General features: G+C 38.2%; 12 protein-coding genes. 9 read left to right on the plus strand and 3 right to left on the minus strand.

The genetic code is table 11. The features are described 5' to 3' along the window. Positions 1-5: 5 nt before the first annotated feature. Both H5087_RS00445 and H5087_RS00450 read right to left on the minus strand, forming a co-directional pair. Positions 6-3293, minus strand: a complete 3288-nt coding sequence (locus H5087_RS00445) for a tetratricopeptide repeat protein (protein ID WP_182670805.1) — start codon at positions 3291-3293, stop codon at positions 6-8. Next, a complete protein-coding gene (locus H5087_RS00450) occupies positions 3293-6001 on the minus strand; it encodes an endo alpha-1,4 polygalactosaminidase (protein ID WP_182670806.1) in 2709 nt (902 codons plus the stop codon). Before H5087_RS00450 ends, H5087_RS00445 begins: the two co-directional genes overlap by 1 nt. 485 nt (positions 6002-6486) lie before the next feature. Between H5087_RS00450 and H5087_RS00455 the strand changes: the two genes are divergently transcribed. The 5 genes from H5087_RS00455 (at position 6487) to H5087_RS00475 (ending at position 12444) form a co-directional block, all read left to right on the plus strand. Beyond that, a complete protein-coding gene (locus tag H5087_RS00455; RefSeq protein ID WP_182670807.1) occupies positions 6487-8154 on the plus strand; it encodes a methyl-accepting chemotaxis protein in 1668 nt (555 codons plus the stop codon). Between the two features lie 106 nt (positions 8155-8260). Then, positions 8261-8776 carry a MarR family winged helix-turn-helix transcriptional regulator gene (locus tag H5087_RS00460; RefSeq protein ID WP_231388420.1) on the plus strand — a complete coding sequence of 172 codons (516 nt, stop codon included), beginning with the start codon at positions 8261-8263 and terminating at the stop codon, positions 8774-8776. 133 nt (positions 8777-8909) lie between these two features. After that, positions 8910-9659 (plus strand): RIO1 family regulatory kinase/ATPase, encoded by a 750-nt coding sequence (locus tag H5087_RS00465; RefSeq protein ID WP_182670808.1) that lies wholly within the window; start codon positions 8910-8912, stop codon positions 9657-9659. A 315-nt stretch (positions 9660-9974) separates the two neighbouring features. Then, complete coding sequence (locus tag H5087_RS00470) at positions 9975-11327, plus strand: magnesium transporter (protein ID WP_101164203.1); 1353 nt, start codon at positions 9975-9977, stop codon at positions 11325-11327. A gap of 55 nt (positions 11328-11382) precedes the next feature. Continuing rightward, positions 11383-12444, plus strand: a complete 1062-nt coding sequence (locus tag H5087_RS00475; RefSeq protein WP_182670809.1) for a DUF21 domain-containing protein — start codon at positions 11383-11385, stop codon at positions 12442-12444. A 32-nt stretch (positions 12445-12476) separates the two neighbouring features. Here H5087_RS00475 and H5087_RS00480 read toward each other — a convergent pair whose 3' ends face one another. After that, positions 12477-13082 (minus strand): TIGR04211 family SH3 domain-containing protein, encoded by a 606-nt coding sequence (locus H5087_RS00480; protein WP_002958928.1) that lies wholly within the window; start codon positions 13080-13082, stop codon positions 12477-12479. 307 nt (positions 13083-13389) lie between these two features. Here H5087_RS00480 and H5087_RS00485 point away from each other — a divergent pair, with 307 nt between their 5' ends. From H5087_RS00485 to H5087_RS00500, 4 genes are all read left to right on the plus strand, one after another. After that, positions 13390-14913, plus strand: a complete 1524-nt coding sequence (locus H5087_RS00485; RefSeq protein ID WP_182670810.1) for a CYTH and CHAD domain-containing protein — start codon at positions 13390-13392, stop codon at positions 14911-14913. After that, positions 14914-15579: an START domain-containing protein gene (locus tag H5087_RS00490; protein ID WP_182670811.1), complete on the plus strand. Its 666-nt coding sequence runs from the start codon at positions 14914-14916 to the stop codon at positions 15577-15579. An 87-nt stretch (positions 15580-15666) separates the two neighbouring features. After that, the gene (locus H5087_RS00495; protein ID WP_182670812.1) at positions 15667-16476 is read left to right on the plus strand and encodes a phosphate/phosphite/phosphonate ABC transporter substrate-binding protein; all 810 of its coding nucleotides are present in this window, start codon (positions 15667-15669) and stop codon (positions 16474-16476) included. After that, complete coding sequence (locus H5087_RS00500) at positions 16463-18694, plus strand: ATP-binding protein (RefSeq protein WP_182670813.1); 2232 nt, start codon at positions 16463-16465, stop codon at positions 18692-18694. Before H5087_RS00495 ends, H5087_RS00500 begins: the two co-directional genes overlap by 14 nt. Positions 18695-18697: the final 3 nt, after the last annotated feature.

The raw sequence follows: 18697 nt of genomic DNA on the forward strand, positions 1-18697 counted from the left end.
TAACATTAAAAATGTACGTAATAACCTAATTGTAATTGTGTATCTGAGTTACCCACTTTATTACTACTTTGGTAACCCAGCTGTAATTTAAATAAATCATCGCCCAGTACAGACCAACCTGCGCCACTTGAAACTGATACATCTACTGTATCGTTAAGTGTTTGATAGCCAGTACTTATATCAAATAACCACGAAGGGCTTGCGCCTAAATAAGGAGGTTCTAATGAACCAGTTGAAGCAAATGAGGTCCCTAGTGCAAAACGTCTAAATGGTTGAAGGTCAACTCTTAGCGGTCTTCTGCTTGAATCTGTATTTATTAATGCATTAACACGTTCAAAGTCTTGCCATTGCGCACTAAAATAAGCGTTCCAAATTGGGCGGTCTTTTAAAATGCTGTATTGGTAACGAGCATTATATTCTTGGCCGTTTATTAGTGAGCTGCCATCGCTTCTTCGAGAAAAAGACATCGCTGCTGCTGATAGCTGTACGTTTTGTCTACCATCAATATTGTAATTAACATAGGCCGTGGCTTTATCTAGCTGAGCATAGCTAAGTAGTGCTTCTGATTGGCGGTTTTCAACATTATATTCAAGCTTTAAACCTACCTGTGTTCGTGAATCCCATTGATAACGAGAGTCTATGCTAAGACCTTGGCGGCTAACTAAGCTGCCTTGGTGCGAATCTATTTTTGCATCAAAATACCAACGACCAAATGTCATTTTATCTTCTATCGCAAACAGTAATCCGTTGTTATCAAGGTTTTGCTGATTACTTAAACTTAATTTCCATTGCCCATTAGCATAAGGAAAATAAACGTTTACATCGTACTGGCTACTGTTTAAACCAGCCTCTGGCGATAGGTTTATTTCAAGCGCTCTAAAATAGGATGCGCGTGCATTTCTGAGTAAACTCAATTGCGATTCATTTGCCTCGCCAGTGAGTTCTTCGTACCAACGTTGCATGGTGGCATAGGGTTGTTTTAAATAGAGTAGGGCGTTTAGCTCATCTAGTTTGCTTAGTGAACCTTCAGCTATAAGCTGTTTCGCTTTATTAAATTCGCCGTTGGTCATATAAAGTTGTAGTTTTTGCCATGGCTCTAATTTTTGTGCAGCTCGGCGTGCTAACCACCAGTTTGTTTGGGGCTCACCAATAGTGTCGGGGGCAAGTTCTTCCATTGTGTTTAATTGCATTAAATGAGGAACAGCCATCGCGCCCGCCCAGCGAAACATTAAGCCTCTGTATGCATATTTATCTTTAGGTAAGTGTTGCAGTAAATAGTGATTAAGTTCAGCAGCATTTGCATAATATCCAAGTTGTTTCATTACATCGGCTAAGTTAACCAGTGTTGTTAAGTCACTTGGATCTGCAATGGCCAATTTACGCAAATAAAAGTAGGCACTGTTATATGACTTTTCGTGAATAGATAGGCTAGCTAAGAGCTGCGTCCACGCATGGGAAGTGTCGCTTTGAGAATAGCGCGTTAAAATGCGGCCAATCATTACAGTGTCATGCATTTGCAGCGCTAACCAACCTTGTGCAAGCACAACATCAGAGTCATATTCGCTTAATTTAGCAGCGCGGTTTAAAGTTGTATAAGCTGAATTTAAATCACTTTGGTTTTGATACCAATTAGAAAGAATTAACCAAGCAGGATAGAGAGCTTTATTATATCGTTGTTTATCAAGTTCAGCATGAATACGTGCAACTGATTTAGCATCATTTACTTGTGTGCTTAATAATGCAATTTGAATCAATTGACGGTCAGTTTGCGACTCACTTTTCCATAAATAATCAAGAAGCTCCTGAGGCCTACCTTCAAAGCGCAATTGTTGGTAGTGCAGCATGTCGCCTACGCTTAAAGGGCTTATTTGTTGTAACTGCTCTAATGCATATAGCTCATGAGCTTTGTCTTGGACTCGCATTGCCATGTCTACATTGGCACTCCAAAACTCATCGTCAGAACTTTCATGTTTGTTTTTTAGTACTTGCAGAGCTGTAGAAAAGTCATCTTCTAGCCAAAATGCGCGGGCAATCCAAAGTAAATCTTCTTCATTTTTAGGCCCTTTATATGTAGGCCACAAAGCTCTTAATGCTTTTAAATTACCAGTATCGTGAAGTACTTTTGCTTTCCAATATTGTGATAACGCACTTTTACCATTTATTTGCTCAAAGCGTTCAATATTATTTAACTCTTGCTTTGTGTTACCAATAAATTCGTTAGCTTGCATCCAATTAGCAAAGCCATTTCCTTTTAGATTTCTATTTTGGGCTTTATATTCGTATATATCATTAGCATCTTGGTATAAATATAAAGCGGTGGCATCGTTAATACTATCGGTAAGCATCGCAGCGGTTACGGCTTTGTTAGACATTAGCCATTTAAACTCTCGGAGTGCCTCTTTAGGCTTGTTTTGCCAGCGCTTTATCTTCCAATTTAATAAATGTAGCTCTTTGTCATCTGGGCTTTGTAGTAATAGCTTTGCAAGTAATTGCTCAGCCCCTTTTGCATTTGCATTTGCTAAACGCAGGTGCATTGCTTGTGTTAAGTACTCGCTGTTATTTGGATAGGTCTTTAATAAGCTTTCAATAGCTTGAGCTGCATCTTCTGTGTTGCCAGCCAAGTTTGCTAAATAAAGGGTGCGTTTAACATCGGCTTTGTCACCGTAGGTGCTCCACCATGCATAAGCTTGAATCGGATTATTTGCGCCAAGTGCAGTTTCAATCGCTTTAGCTGCAATGTCAGCATTTATATTTGTTTTATAAATAGCGAATGCTTTGTCAGGTTCCCCTGCGCTTAACCAGTAATCGGCTGCAAGGAGTGGCTGTTTATTTTTTTGATAATACTGAGCAACTTTTGCGTTTAACCCAACGGCTTTTGCAATTGTCAGTATTTGTTCGTTCCAATTTTTATGAGCTCCTATTTTTAATGATAGCTCTTCAAAGCGGTCGTCAACTTTAGCACCACTTGCTAGCCATAATGAGTAAAGCAACTTTATTTCAAGTGTTGCTTTGCGCTCGCCTCTAGGTAGCTTTTCAAGCTCGTTAGTGGCTTGTGAATACTCACTAAGCCCTATATGTAGCTCAACCAATTTAGCGCGAAGCTTTTCGTTGTCGGGCTCTGTATTGAGCGCTGCATTAAGGTAAGATTTCTCAAAGGTATAATCTTGTGAAAGTGCATCATCTTCAAAAAATAAGGTATGGGGAAATAACGCATAAAGTGCAAAACAACTTACAGCTAGTATCGCTAATATTGTTTTTATAGAAATTAACTGAGGGCGCTTTTTAGTATTCATTATAGAGCAGATCCGTTGCAGTTAAGGTAACCATAAAAGTCACCTGTAGGTATTTTAAAATGTGTTATTTTACCCCGATTAATACCTTTGAAGCGCTCACCCAAATTAGATACAAATTCGCAAGAACGTGCATTAATTAAATCAAGTGAAGCGGGCACCCATGCTTTAAAACTAACCGGTCCGTTAACTTGCCAGTTATCAATAACAACATTTGCAGATGCTAAATAAGGTTTTTCACTATTTTGGCTATGATCAAAGCTAAGGCGAGCTATGTTATTTATAATATGTATGTAGTCACCTTTTTCAGTTACACCAGATACTCCTTCACTTTGAGCTATGTTTGGCACATCAAAATCGCTAGGTATGCGCAGAGTACGAATGTACTTTGAGCTAAATAACCATTCATTATTACTGTTTTTAGCAAGTGCAGAAAAGTAAAAATCTTTTGCTACTTTTGCATAGTGGCTTAAATGCACCGGTGTATTTGGCCTTGCTAAAACATAATCAATGTTGTGTTTAAGAGCGTCTAAGCCCGCAAGAACTTCACCTGAATAAAAGTGATAATAAATAGTGTAAGGTTTTAACCTATATGGCTTTTCTGTTATTTCGAATGTTTCGGTTAAGCGTCTAAAGCCGTAATAAGGGCCATGCCATAAGTTTGTGTAAACATTTTCATTTAATATGGGGGCGTAAATTTGATACAGCAAATCTCTTTCAGGGCGACCGATAGGGGAGATGTGAGAAAGGCTTGGGTTATCAGCATTTACATCAGTATTACCGCCATTGACATTTAACACACCAGCGTCACGAGCAAGTTCAAGTGCTTTTGGGCCAGGTGTTGCGTCCCCTGACCATAGCATCATTACTGTTTTTTTATTTTTAGGTGCGAGCTTGTCATTAATGTACTTTATCGAGTCGGTAATTTCTTTTTTAAGGCTAATTGTGTTGTAGCCAGGCACGTCTAGATGAAAACCGTAATCTGTGTCGTCTTCATCTATTTTTTTTCGCCCAGATAGTGCTGTCCAAAAATAGGGATGACTATAAGTGTGTGAAGCAACTTCTACGTAAGGCAGGTTAAAAATACTACGCGCAATGCCTTCGAGTTTGGCACTTTGTTTAGAATGAATACCGCCTTCTTCAATATCAGCTTGGATCACTGATGACGTTAACGGTAGTTTGTAGTGTTTAATTATTTCATCTCGAATTACTTCTGCTGAATAAGGCTTACCTGCGTAGTGGGCAATACTTGTAAATCCATCTCCATCGATATGCAAAGTAAGCATTCGCCTGCCGCTTTCGGTGGTTGTATCTGGCACTAATATAGGTGGTAACCCCATTGCTTGAGTAAGCAATGTACGCGGATCAATAACCCATTTGCTGCCTTCCATCGGAAATGTGTCGATTAACCAAGGAGCGGCCACGACTGCACCATATTTAGTTTTAGCCGCTTGTAAAATACTTATATTATTAGCAGACTTTATTGTTATTAGAGGAGTCGCATCAGTTGCTAATTTAAGTAAGTATGGTTTAACAATAGGGGGAGGTGTTGTTGACTCCCCTTTGAGCCAAGGTGCAAAGCTATCTTGTTTATATGGACCTTCAGGTAATGTGTTTAACGACTCAATACCTAAGCTTAATAATAATTTAGTTGATTGTGGTAACTCGCCTAAAATGAGTTCTGGTACAACACCTAAATTAGCTTCAAGCCAATTGTTTAGTGTTGGTGTGTAAAACGTATCGCTTGTGGTCCACGAGATAATACCTGCATGCAAGCTAGGATCAACCAAAGGTAAGTCGCGCTTTGCCATATCTATGTAGTCAGGTATATATCCCAAATACTCAATCATGGTCGCTAGTTTTAAATGTACGGTAGTGTAAATGAGTGGCTTTACGTTACTGTTGTACGGAATGAGGATGCGTCTTGGTACTGGTGATATAGTTGATGTACCCCATGTTTGTAAGTGCCCATCAGTTACCCAGGGAATAAAACCTGCCTGTTTTATTTTTTGCGCCATAGCAAGACGGTTGTCAGGCTGTGCATAATCAATAACTTGTACTTTAAAACCAAGCTTTTGTGCCGTTTTTAATTGTGCACTTAGCCAAGCTTGATCGTTCTCGGTGGTTAATTTGTAGCTATTATTGATTGGGTTGTAATGGCTATATAAACCTTCAGCCACTAAATCACTGGCTAAACCAGTAAGTCTAGGTAGTAACTCAAAGCCTCGGTTGAGGATAAGGTGTTTATTAAACGTGTCAGACAGACTCTTTATAATTGCGACTAAGCCATTTTGTTGATCTGATTTACTATGCTTGTCATCTAAAAGCTGATAGCTGTCTAGGGTATCTAAAAACAAGCCACTGAAGCCCCGTGCTTTTAAAGTAGCTGCGTTATTTTGCACACGTTGTTGCCAATGCTTAGATGTTAAATCGGCAATGTGACTATTCCAGTTAGGGTTAACTGCGAGTGAAGACTCACTTTCAATAAACGACTCACCCACACTTAAATAAGCGTAAACAGCAATGTTTCGTTTTTTAAACCAATTGAGTTCGTGCTCAGTCACAAGGTCAGGCTGAACTACAACGCGAGAATAAAAGGTCATTTCGGCTAATGGCATCGGCGCTGAGTAGTAAAAAGCGATACTATTATTTACAGGCGTTGCGAATGCGTGAGCCGACACTAAAAGTGCAAGGTATAAAATATACTTCATTAATAATTCATTTTTATTTGATTATAACTGTGACTCAAAGTGATGTGTTCCAATTTTTATCTAGTTGTTTGGTATTAGGAATATAGGACTATTATATGTTAATGGAAGTTTGATATCTATATATTCATTATTTATATGAACCTAAAACCAATATTAACATGGCTAATGACTTAACTCATTACATACGAAGCAATTGGGCCGCTCAATACGCTATCAAATTAATTTTAGATCAATACAGCCGTTAGAATTTTGAATATAACAAAAAGGGTGGTAAATAATATATTGATTAATACAAAGGTCGCAGTGTTTTTAGTGTTCAAATACCTCCCTTGTGACTATAATATCAGCACGCAGAGCATGGTATGAGTATACTCCCACCAAATTTTTTATTTACTATGTTTTAAACCCAATAAAACATAGTAAACAGTCGTAATATAACTTTGGCAATTGTCGTTATATATGCATTTATACACCCCGGAGAGAAAATGAGTAATTTAAGCTTGAAAAACAAATTGCTGTTACTAGCTATTTTACCGCTAATGCTACTTTTGATCAGCTTAATGCTGAGTTCTTATTATTTAGAGAATAAAAATCAGCAACAAAATTTTGAAGCATTTCAAACTAAGTTAATAAGTGACAAGCAAACGTTACTAAGTACCGAAATTGAAATTGCTAGCAAAATTGTTCGCTATCAATTAGCAAATGGCTCTGAGCAAGATGCTAAAAACGCTTTAAGAGGCTTAACATTTGGTCAAGGTGGTTACTTTTTTATATACGACACCAATGGCATTAGTGTTTTTCATGCATTACTAGGTGATGCTATTGAGGGGCAAAACAAAATAGGGATGACTGACCCTAACGGTAAAAAAATAATAGTGGGCTTATTAGAGCAAGCTAGAAAAGGCGGTGGCGCTTTTAACTATCATTTTCAAAAACCAAATACCACAGGCTTAGTTGAAAAGATGGGCTATGCAGCAATGATACCAGGCACAAACTGGATGATTGGTACTGGCGCATATATGGATGATATAGACGCAGAGCTACTTAAATACCAAACAGCAATGCAAGAGCACATGAATGATAAGGTAATGACCTTATTATTAATTGCTTTATTTTGGGTTGTTTTAACAATTATATGTGCGTTAGTTGCCGCAAACACAATGGTAAAACCAATACAGCGCATGGCGCAAAGCCTTGACGATATTGCAAAAGGTGAGGGCGATTTAACTAAGCGTCTAGACATTGATACTAATGATGAAATAGGTCAACTTGGCGAAGCATTTAATATGTTTGTAAGTAAGCTAAATGGCATTATTGCTAATGTGGTTGATGTAACACACGACGTAAAAACAGCTTCTGGTGACATAAATACACAAACACGATTAATTGAAGACAAGTTACTTAATCACAATCATGAAACAGACCTTGTTGCAACGGCTATTACCGAAATGTCGGCTACTTCTCATGAGGTGGCTCAAAATACAAACCAAGTGGCAGAGTCAACTCAAGCGGCAACGCAAGAAGTTGCTAAAGCTCAAGAGTGTGTTGATATTTCACTCTGTGAGGTTTCAAACTTAATGGGCGAAATTAACTTAGCTGCTGAACAGGTTGATTCACTCAGTGATCAATCTAAAAAGATTAATAGCGTACTAAGTGTAATTGGTGGAATTGCTGAGCAAACAAACTTACTTGCACTTAATGCTGCAATAGAAGCTGCGCGAGCAGGTGAGCAAGGCAGAGGGTTTGCAGTTGTTGCTGATGAAGTAAGAAGCCTAGCAAGTCGTACTCAAGTTAGCACATTAGAGATTAGTGAAATGTTGAGTGAGCTACATAACTTAGTATCAGATGCAGTTGCAGCAATGCAAGCAAGCCAAAGTAGTTGTAATCGCTCTGTTGAATCCTCTCGTGCTATTTCAGAAAGTTTAGGCGCGGTAACAAGCTCAGTTAGATCAATTAACGATATGAGTACGCAAATTGCGACAGCGGCGCTGGAGCAAAGTAGTGTTACAGAAGAAATAAACCGTAATGTATTTGCTATTCAAGAAATAGTTAATGAGCTAACTATTTCAAGTAAAACTACCTCTTCGGTAGGTCAGCATTTAGCTGGGCGTGGTGAAAGCTTAGGACACTTAGTTGGCCAGTTTAAGATTTAACAAAGCTCAAAGCCCTACACTAAAAGCCGCTAATAGCGGCTTTATTTTTGTAGGCGATTTTTTATAAAAATTATTGAATTTTTTGTATGCGTTAAGGTCTATCAGCATGCAAATATACTTATACAGTGGAATAACTATGCAAAACATGCCATCAATTAAACGTTGTACTCGAGAAGAGTTAGCGCCAGAGCAAGATTTGGGGCGTTTAGTCTCTTTTTTACGTTCGAGATTAGCCATTCATGTTGATGCCAAGTTACTTCCTATGGACTTAACTTCTGCGCAATATATTGTGGTTGTACTACTTGCGAGAGAGTCGGTTAATACGCTTGCAGGACTTTGCGAGTATATGGTTTATGATCGTGGCGCTATGAGCCGCTTACTAAACCGACTTGAAGAAAAAGGACTCATTATTAAAACGCAATGTGAGCTTGATAAGCGCTCAACTATTTTGTGTTTAAGTGAAAAAGGTAAAGCTCTTTGCCCTGAAATTATGCCTGTAGTGAACGAAGTCTATGCGCAAGCATTAAGTGGTTTTTCAGAGCCAGAAAAAAACCAAATAATCGACTTACTTTTCAAAGCTATAAATAATCTTGATTCACTGCCAGACTCCCCCCAAAAGTAGATTATCAATAAAATAGCGATACTGTTTCAATAGAAAGTTAGCGTGCTAATTAGTTGATCTGATTGTGCGCAGAATCTAACTTTGATAATATAGTTGCCTAGGCAATTAAAGTTATCATCTTGTTAGGTTTGTTATGATTGAAAATAATTTGTTAGTACAATTACAACAGCAATTTCCAGAACATACTTTTATGCAACATCACTTAAGTGTTGTCCATAGGGGACGTTTTGCTAACGCGATTGTGTATCGATATAAAGATAATGAATTTGATTTAATCGTTAAAGATTTTAGCCAAAGCCCCTGGTTTATCCGCAAAACATTTGCACGAATGTCGGTAAATCAAGAGTATAAAGGGTTGAGCCGTTTAGCAGAGCTTGATGCAGTTGCTAACCGCTTTTGTAGATTGTCGCCGATAGCGGTTGCTTATAACTATATTGAAGGCACGCCACTGCGCGCTTTAATTCATGAAGACAAAACACTACCTGTTAACTTTTTTAGTGAGCTTGAGCGTCAAGTAGCAAAAATGCATCGCAAAGGCATCGTGCATTTAGACTTGCGTAATATGGGTAATATTTTATGTGGCGCAGACGGTAAACCTTACTTTATTGATTTTCAGTCCACTATTAGCTTTTCTCGTTTTCCACGTTGGTTGCAACGCTTTATGCGAGGATCTGACATGTCAGGCGTATATAAAGCATGGAATAAATTGGGTGAGCAGCCTCTGCCACAAAAAAAGCAAGACTATTTAGAGCGCTTTAATCACGTGCGTAAACGCTGGATTTTTAAAGGTTATCCAATACAGCGAGGCTATGCGTGGGGCGCTGCACTTATTACTCAATTTGTAGATTCTGACTTAGTACGAAATATTACTGATAGACTTTAATTTAAAGCATAAACCGTAATTTAAAAACACCTAATTCATTGTGTGATTTTGCCCATATTAGCCTAGCTAATATGGGATTTTTTTTTATTATAAGTAATCCCTTTAGTTTGCTTACTTGTTGTTTAATCCCTCAAAAATAATTCCTTTTACTGTTTTTTTAATTTTTTAAAATAAATATTAGTACTGCATTTAGTTTGCCCATACAATGCGCAAAAATAGCTTGCGCATGCTTAATAAGTTCACGTTTTTTCTGCAATTTTTTATTGTTCAAGTAGACTATAAATAATGTGCGCTTTTAAATTTTAAGGTTTTAAGATGATTGAGTATCCGGTAGACCAACTTCCACAGCTCATAAATGATTTATTGCAATGCGATACAACAGAACGCAAAAATAAATTATTAGCAGATGCGCAGTTAACGCTTTCAACAGAGCACCTGTCATTACTTTTTGAGGCGATACCAAAAGAACAACGACTTGAAATTTGGCAGTTGCTTGATGAAGACACGCAACACGAAATTTTTGTTAATTTAAGTGAAGATAGTTGTTTGTGGTTGCTACAAACGCTAGAAGACACTGAGGCTTTTAAACTTCTTGATGAAGTTAATGTAGAAGAGCTACTGGAACTTGAAGAAGTTATACCAGAGCGATTTGTTGAGTATGCAAAAAAGCAACTCGATGAAGCGCAAACCAAACAATATGATTTAGCGCAGCAATACCCGCCAGAGCAATTAGGTCACTGGTTAGGTTTTGACTTTTTAAAAGTATCGGAGAAGCTAACAGCCGGTGGTGCTAAAAAATTGCTACATAAAGGTTTACCGCAATACAGTGAAGTTATTTATTTAGTAAGCCGCAAGGGTAGTTTAATAGGTGAGGTTGCGGTAAATGATTTAATAAAAGCCAGCGACACCGATAATTTAATGACATTGGCAAATCATGACTTTTCATTGCTCCATGCTGATGATGATTTATATGAAGCGGCAGAGGTGGTGATCCACAGTGAAAAAATGGCACTGCCAGTGGTTAATGCTGATAACAAATTACTTGGGCGATTAACCATTGCCTCTGCTTATGAATTACGACAAGAAGTTGCTGATGAAGCAGCCGCTAAAGCCGGTGGTTTACGTGAAGACGAAGACCTGTTCGCAAGTGTGCGAAAAAGTGCTAAAAACCGTGGCATTTGGTTAGGTATTAATTTAGCTACTGCCTTTTTAGCGTCGTGGTTTATCGGTTTATTTGGCGCAACGATAGAACAAGTTGTAGCACTAGCTGTATTAATGCCAGTGGTCGCTTCTATGGGGGGAATTGCAGGTAGTCAAACATTAACCGTTATTGTGCGAGGTTTAGCGCTTGGACAAGTTACAGATTCAAACCGTAATGCGTTGCTTAAAAAAGAGCTGCGTGTTGGCGCTGTAAATGGCTTGGTATGGGCGTTTGTAATAGGCCTACTAACCTTTTTATGGTTTAACGACTTAATGCTTAGTATTACGATTACGGTAGCCATATTATTGAATTTAGTGGCCGCGTCACTAGCAGGTGTTGTTATTCCGTCTATTTTAGACAAAATGAAAATTGATCCTGCGTTATCTGGTTCGGTAATTTTAACTACCGTTACCGATATTGTTGGGTTTGTTACCTTTTTAGGTTTAGGCAGTTTATTGCTTTTATAAGCCTTATACCAATTCGCTTAATTAAGTGAATTGGGATTACTAACAGGAAAATACAATGACCTTTGAAGTCATGATTTGGTGTGCAATTGCTTTGTGTATTTCACAATCGGCAATATTTTCGGGCTTAAACTTAGCGTTTTTTTCACTAAGTAGGCTTCAGCTTGAAATGGAAAGTGCAAAAGGGAACGAGGCGGCCATAAAAGTAATGGCCCTTCGAAACGACTCTAACTTTTTATTGTCGACTATTTTGTGGGGTAACGTAGGTATTAACGTACTACTTACACTACTTTCAGATTCGGTATTAATGGGCGCAAGTTCGTTTTTATTCTCAACTATCGCAATTACTATTATTGGTGAAATAACACCGCAGGCTTATTTTTCGCGTAATGCGTTAAAAATGGCAAGCCTACTTTCGCCGTTAATTAAGTTTTATCAGATTCTGTTTTATATAGTTGCTAAGCCAACGGCTTTAATACTCGATGCATGGTTAGGCAAAGAGGGGATTACGTACTTTGCTGAAAGTGAGCTCAGAGGTATTATTCGCAAACACATAGAGGCTGAAGAAGCTGATGTTCAACACGTTGAGGGAATAGGCGCGCTTAACTTTTTTAGCTTAGATGAAATAAGCGTAACCAAAGAGGGTGAGGTAATTGATCCAGACTCTATTATTGCTTTGCCTACTAAGCTTGATTTACCTATTTTCCCAGACCTTACATTAACAACTGATAATGAGTTTTTACGCAAACTACATAAATCAGGTTATAATTGGGTGATCATTACCAATGAAGACGGTTGGCCTTTATTAGTGGTAGATGCTGACGGTTTTTTAAGATCAGCGTTATTTGAGCCAGATACGTTTGACCCTTATCATTATTGTCACAGACCTATAATTGTTGCTGATGAAGCGATGCGTTTGAGTGAAGTGATTTTAAAAATACGAGCTAATCATTCTTTAGATAAATCGTTTGATGGGGCCATTGATCACGATGTGGTATTAGTGTGGAGCGACGTGAAACGCATTGTTACCGGCGCTGATATATTTGGTCGGTTACTCAAAGGTATGAGTGCACCAAAACTCGAACTGCATGAAAATACAGAGAATAAAAAGCCGCTATAAAGCGGCTTTTTTGTATTTAGTTGGATGGAGCTTTACGCCCAACCTTCGTAGCGCTTACGACGTGACAGCACTATCGTTAATATAATACCTAAAAACAGGCCTAAAAACGCAATAGCACCACCGTAAGTCAGTAGCTGGCGTTTCTCTTTTGAGCTAGCAGCTTCTTTTTGAGTGCGCTCTTGCTCTAGCGTTGTTTTAAGCTTAGTAATTTGAGCAGATAACTGCAGATTTTGATCTGTTAAAGTTTGATTTTGTTCTTGTAGCTGTGGAAGTTCTATTTGAGCTTGACGTAGCTTTTCTTGCATAGTGCTCATTTCGCTACTTAGTGTTTTGTACTGTTGGTGTAAACCAGCTGTTTTAGTAATAAACTTAGTTTCTATCCAGCCTTCGCGGTCTTTATCATCTTTAATTTTTATAAAGCCGTTTTCTTCATTTGATAACAAGGTTAACTTTGTTCCAGCATCTACAGAGCCGAGTAGTCGATAATTTTTACTCGCCCCAGAGCGCATAAAAGTGTATAGATTATCGATAATATAAGCGGTGTTTGCATTCGTTGAATTTGCAGGTTGTGCTTCTTGTGCATAACTCATGAATGTGGTGGCTGTTAAAAGTAGCCCTAATAAACAATGTTTTAGCATTTATCTACCTTGTTGATCTAACTGCGTCCGTTATGAACGTGATTTTTATTTCACATAAGTAGTTAGATAGTATGGATTAAATAGATCAATAGCAAGACTGATATTGTAACCCGGTACGGTAACGCAGGAGTAGTTATCGAGTCCACTAGGTTACAAGCCTCACGCTGTGATTAAATTACTCCTAGATAGAACGAAATTTAATCCACAAAGGTCATCAGGCCCTAAAATAAGGTTAAAAAATTTGCATTGTTAAGGCGCTTTGTTTATTTTGAGCACTTATTTATTTTAAAGGTAATCCGCAAACCGAATGGATACTGAGATAGAACTGAAATTTTTGGTATCAGATGCCGTTATTCCACTGATCCCCTCGTTAATTACTCAATTTGCAAAAACGGTGAAGAATAAACCGTCTCGCAGCTTACAAAATGCATACTACGATACGCCAAGCAGAGAGCTTAGAGCGCTTGATATAGGCTTTAGAACGCGTTGTTCTGACAGCGAATGCGAGCAAACTATAAAGCTTGCAGGTGAAGTGGTAGGTGGTTTACACCAACGTCCAGAGTACAATTTACCAATTGAATCAAGCCGCCCTAATTTAATGGCGTTTGATGCTGATATTTGGCCTCATGGCATGCAAATAAGCGCCATCTCAAAAAACCTGTATCCAATATTTAGTACTAACTTTATTCGTCGTACTTGGTTAATTGAAACCGAAAGTGGCGCTAAAATTGAAGTCGTACTCGATAAAGGTGAAATTGCGGCTTCGGGTAAAATTGAAATTATTAGCGAGCTAGAAATTGAGCTTGTTGAGGGCAGTCGTAATGAGCTGTTTGCATTTGCAGATATACTAGTTAGCCAAAACTGCATACGCTTAGGTTTGTATTCTAAGGCCGCGCGTGGTTATCGACTTGCTGATGAAAAACCTTTAATGCCAAGCAAATCTATTGGTTTTGTACAATTACCAAAGTCGACTACTCAAGAGCGTGCTTTAGTTGAAGCCATGAACTTTGGTATTCGCTTTGTACAAAAGCACGAGCAGTGCTATTTCGATAAGCCAAGTTTAAAAACACTTAAACGCGTAACTGACGGCATCAGTTTAATCCGCCATACTTTTTGGCTATACGACGATATAGTATCTAAAGAAAGTACAGAGCACTTACGTACCGAACTTAAATGGTTATTAAGTGAGTTAGCGTGGGTAGAAAACGCGATTCAATTAAAAACGTACACGTCTAAACGCCATGCTTTTTATAAAAAAATTAATGCGGCGCCAGCACTTGCTCAAGTCATTGGCGACTTAAAAGAGTTACAGCCAAGCATTGACGATATAAATGCACTGTTTCACAGCGCACGTTATAATCGTTTATTACTGTCGTTAACTACCTGGTTAATCGATAAGCAATGGCGTAAAGACTGGGGGCAAGCAGAGCTTCAAGCGGCTGAGCAAAATGTATCGTCTATTGCCAATAGGCTTTTTAACAAAGACTGGAAAAACCTGCACGAGTTGCTTCCAAAGGAGCAAGCACTCGATGTCGCTTCGTATTTAAACCTGCGAACTCAGCTTGAAAATAGCCTACTGAGCGGTAACTGTTTAGGATCGTTATTTGATAAAGAAGAACGCCTAGAGTTTAGATTGCCTTGGCTTGATATTTCTCATGGTATTTATGAATTAAGTACGCTTGAGTATTTAAAGCAATTATGTGCAGGGCAAGAAGACGAACAGCTTGCTAAAATCCAGTCATGGCTTGAACAAAAGTCTGAATATTTGGTCAGTGCCATGGAGCAAAGTCGCCTTGCTTCACTAGACATAGAACCTTACTGGCAAAAATAAATGATGCGCTTTTGTAATAAAATTCAGTTGCAAAAGTGCTTATTCGTTATTCTTTTATTAGTTAGTTTTAACACTTACGCTGAGCCCATATGGCATTTGTATAAAAACAAAAATGGCGTAAGTGTGTATTATCAAAGCCACAGTGATAATACCTTTGAAGTAAAAGCGCAGATGAGCGTGAAAGGCGTATCCACCAATGAGTTTTTAGAATTACTTAGTGATACCGATGCCGCACCCCAATGGCTCGAAAATATATCTCAGGTAAAGGTTATTAAGCACATAAGCCCATCAGAAAATTTAGTGTACAGTTATTTTAATTCTCCTTGGCCTATTAGAGATAGAGATAGCATTACTTATTCTTGTTATTCACAGTTAACTGCAAATACAAGCCAATTGCTTATTAGTGCTCGCCCTAATAAGCAGCCCAAAAATAATGGCGTTATAAGAATTACTACTTTAAATGCACGCTGGCTACTGAGCGAGGACAAAGGCCGCCTTGATATTGAGTACCAAGTATATGCTTTGCTTGATGGGGCAATACCTACTTGGCTAAGCAATAAGGTCGGATTGAAAAGTACTTACACCACATTTATAAACTTGCATCATATGCTCACAGATAAGAAATACACTCCAAAACTACCTGTAATCAAAGCAGGTCAATGCTAAATATCGAATATATAATAATTTAATGGTGTGTTGAGTAGTCTTTAACTACGCTTAAGCAATAATGACACGCTATTATTTGGAGAATTGATGAAGTATTTAGTGGCTATATTATGTTTGATACACAGCTCATTCTTATTAGCTCAAGAATATACCTTTGGTGTAGTGCCGCAATACGAGCCGCAAAAGCTAAATACTATTTGGCAACCTTTGTTAAAGCAAGTAAGTAAGCAAACAGGAGTAACAATAAAGCTAATTACAGTTGAGTCTATTCCTGTATTTGAAAAAGCCTTTGCTAATGGCGAGTACGACTTTGCATACATGAACCCATGGCATAGTGTTGTAGCATACGAAAAACAGGGATATTTACCACTAATAAAAGATGCAGGGCGAAAGCTGCAAGGTATTTTACTCGTAAACAAAGACAGTGATATTGATAATTTAAGCCAACTAGAGGGCGCTGAAATAGCATTCCCTGCACCTAACGCATTAGGTGCGTCATTATTAATGAGAGCTGATTTAGCATTGTTATACGGGCTAACAATAAAGCCTGTATATGTCCAAACTCATCCATCGGTGTATTTAAATGTTGCACTGCACTCAACAATGGCGGGCGGTGGTGTAATGGGCACATTTAAACAACAACCAGAAAGCTTACAAAACAAACTCAAAATTCTTTATAAAACGCGTGAAATTAGTCGCCACCCAATTGTCGCCCACCCAAGGGTTGATGCTGCAATACAGTTAAAAGTGCAACAAGCTATTTTAGATATAGGGCAAAGCGCAGAGCATAAACATTTACTTGCAGGTATCCCAATTATTAAACCTAGTATTGCAACTTTAGCTGAGTATCAGCAGTTAACTCAGTGGGGCTTACGCTCTTTTTATGTTGAAAATTAGAGGGTTTCGTAGCCTAAGGGCGCAAAGCTTTATTGTGGTATTGCTTTGTGGCTTGCTTATGGCCTGTCTTTTTATGTTTTACGCCTTACCGGAACAAGCGCGTTGGGTAAACGATGGCCTTTCAAAGGCTGCTCAGCGTTCTTTAGCGCAGTTATCGACTTCTATAACGACTCCGTTATTAACTAGGCAATATGCAGAGCTATATGAAGAGATAGACAGTCAACTTCAAACTCGCCCTAATTGGAAAAGTATTAAAATTGTTGATGTTGATTCAAAAAACCAATTGTATCCGCTTGATAATTGGGTTGGAGCAAATGAAAACGGCGACATGCTGTTATCTCAACAGGTGGTATTTTTAGACAAACCGCTGGCTAATATTAGCTTGGTTGTTAATTTTACGAATGAAATTAACGAATCTTCAAAACTTCATTACACCTTAATATATATACAATTTATTATTTTAGTTATCGTTTTTATAGGTTTAGCTTGGCTGGTGGATTACAGGGTTACATCGCCTTTGAGGACGCTAAAACTTGGGTTTTCACGTTTAGCCAAAGGCGACTTTGATTGCCATATAGATAAACAACAACAAAATGAAGTGGGCAGTGTAATAAATGCATTTAATAATATGGTTGATGAGGTTGCGAATAACCATCAAAAATTAAATGCATTACGAATTCAAGCTGAGTCTGCAAGTAAAGCAAAGTCAGATTTTATGGCTAGTATGAGCCACGAATTAAGAACTCCATTAAATGCAATTTTAGGCTTAGCCCAGCTGTATGGATATGATGAGAGTGCTAATAAAGTACAAAAAGAAAACGCGAAAAGCATTTATCAAGCTGGAGAGCATTTACTATTACTCATAGACGATGTGCTTGATTTAACGGCTATTGAGTCAGGTAATATGCAGTTTAGTTTTTCTTATGTGCCTATTAAAAGCATATTAGAAGAGTCAGTAGAGCTTGTCACTGAGCTTATTAAAGGGCAATCAATAACACTGCAAACTCACGGTTTTGAGTCCTTAGAAGGGTTGAGTATTTATATTGATCAGCGCCGCTTTAAACAAGTGATGCTTAACTTGCTTTCAAATGCGATTAAATACAACAAACCAAATGGCAGCATTAATATTAATTGTCGGGTGTTAAGTAATAAACAATGCGAAATAGATGTAATAGATACCGGATGTGGATTTTCTCCAGATGACATTTCTCGCCTATTTAAACCTTTTGACCGCTTAGGCGCTGAAACCAGTAAAGTAAATGGAACCGGTATTGGTTTAGTGATAACTAAGCAGCTGGTAGAGCGTATGCAAGGGTCTTTGAGCGCACAAAGCGAGCAGCACAAAGGTTCTTGTTTTACGCTAAACTTTTACAGTTTTGATCAAACTGACTTGCCAGCACAAGTGCAAGCCCCTCAAATAACACAGCAAAGCTTAAATGCGGTAACGCTTCCTACGCTTGAGGTTTTAGTGGCAGAAGATCAAGTTACAAATCAGCAAGTGTTAAAACAGCAATTAACTATGCTTGGAGTGTGCTCTACTTTTGTAAGTAACGGTGAGCAAGCTTGGGAGGCCATACAAAATAAACGCTTTGATATTTTACTAACCGACATTCAAATGCCCTTACTCGATGGGTTAGGGTTAGCCAAAAAAATACGCGAAAACACTCATTTTGATGAACTGATTATAATTGCAATTACGGCCAACATTACCAAAAACAACATAGATAATTGTTATGCTTGTGGAATGAATGGCTTTTTAACAAAGCCCATTGAGCTTGTTAAATTAAAGTCGTTATTGATGGAGCATTCTCAAACTATGGTCAATACACGTTCAGAAAAATCAGATGGTGAAAATATAGCTTCAGATAGTTTTGATCAACTAGATATCACATTATTAAAAGCAATGCTTGGTGATGATCCTACTGTGCACTGTATGGTGTTTAATGCGTTTTTACAAACGGCAGGGGAGCAAATTAAATTAGCTAATGCGTATGCTAAGAGTAAAAATTATGTTGATTTGGCTTTTCAGGCTCATGCATTAAAGTCGTCTTCAAAGTCTGTGGGGGCTATTGAGTTGGCAAATATATGCCAGCAGATAGAAACACAGGCAGAAAACGAAACAGTCAAAAATGAATATATACAGCAGCTGGAAGAGCGCTTTAACGATGTAGTCACACAACTTAAAAGCTATTGTTTACGATATGAAAAACGCACATAAAAA

This window comes from Pseudoalteromonas sp. SR43-7 (genome assembly GCF_014163785.1).
Classification (GTDB): Bacteria; Pseudomonadota; Gammaproteobacteria; order Enterobacterales; family Alteromonadaceae; genus Pseudoalteromonas; species Pseudoalteromonas distincta.

What these genes read in the sequence shown, in the direction of transcription:
- H5087_RS00445 (WP_182670805.1), bottom strand. Translation starts at nt 3,293, where the DNA reads ATGAATACTAAAAAGCGCCCTCAGTTAATTTCTATAAAAACAATATTA.
- H5087_RS00450 (WP_182670806.1), bottom strand. Translation starts at nt 6,001, where the DNA reads ATGAAGTATATTTTATACCTTGCACTTTTAGTGTCGGCTCACGCATTC.
- H5087_RS00455 (WP_182670807.1), top strand. Translation starts at nt 6,487, where the DNA reads ATGAGTAATTTAAGCTTGAAAAACAAATTGCTGTTACTAGCTATTTTA.
- H5087_RS00460 (WP_231388420.1), top strand. Translation starts at nt 8,261, where the DNA reads ATGCAAATATACTTATACAGTGGAATAACTATGCAAAACATGCCATCA.
- H5087_RS00465 (WP_182670808.1), top strand. Translation starts at nt 8,910, where the DNA reads ATGATTGAAAATAATTTGTTAGTACAATTACAACAGCAATTTCCAGAA.
- H5087_RS00470 (WP_101164203.1), top strand. Translation starts at nt 9,975, where the DNA reads ATGATTGAGTATCCGGTAGACCAACTTCCACAGCTCATAAATGATTTA.
- H5087_RS00475 (WP_182670809.1), top strand. Translation starts at nt 11,383, where the DNA reads ATGACCTTTGAAGTCATGATTTGGTGTGCAATTGCTTTGTGTATTTCA.
- H5087_RS00480 (WP_002958928.1), bottom strand. Translation starts at nt 13,082, where the DNA reads ATGCTAAAACATTGTTTATTAGGGCTACTTTTAACAGCCACCACATTC.
- H5087_RS00485 (WP_182670810.1), top strand. Translation starts at nt 13,390, where the DNA reads ATGGATACTGAGATAGAACTGAAATTTTTGGTATCAGATGCCGTTATT.
- H5087_RS00490 (WP_182670811.1), top strand. Translation starts at nt 14,914, where the DNA reads ATGATGCGCTTTTGTAATAAAATTCAGTTGCAAAAGTGCTTATTCGTT.
- H5087_RS00495 (WP_182670812.1), top strand. Translation starts at nt 15,667, where the DNA reads ATGAAGTATTTAGTGGCTATATTATGTTTGATACACAGCTCATTCTTA.
- H5087_RS00500 (WP_182670813.1), top strand. Translation starts at nt 16,463, where the DNA reads ATGTTGAAAATTAGAGGGTTTCGTAGCCTAAGGGCGCAAAGCTTTATT.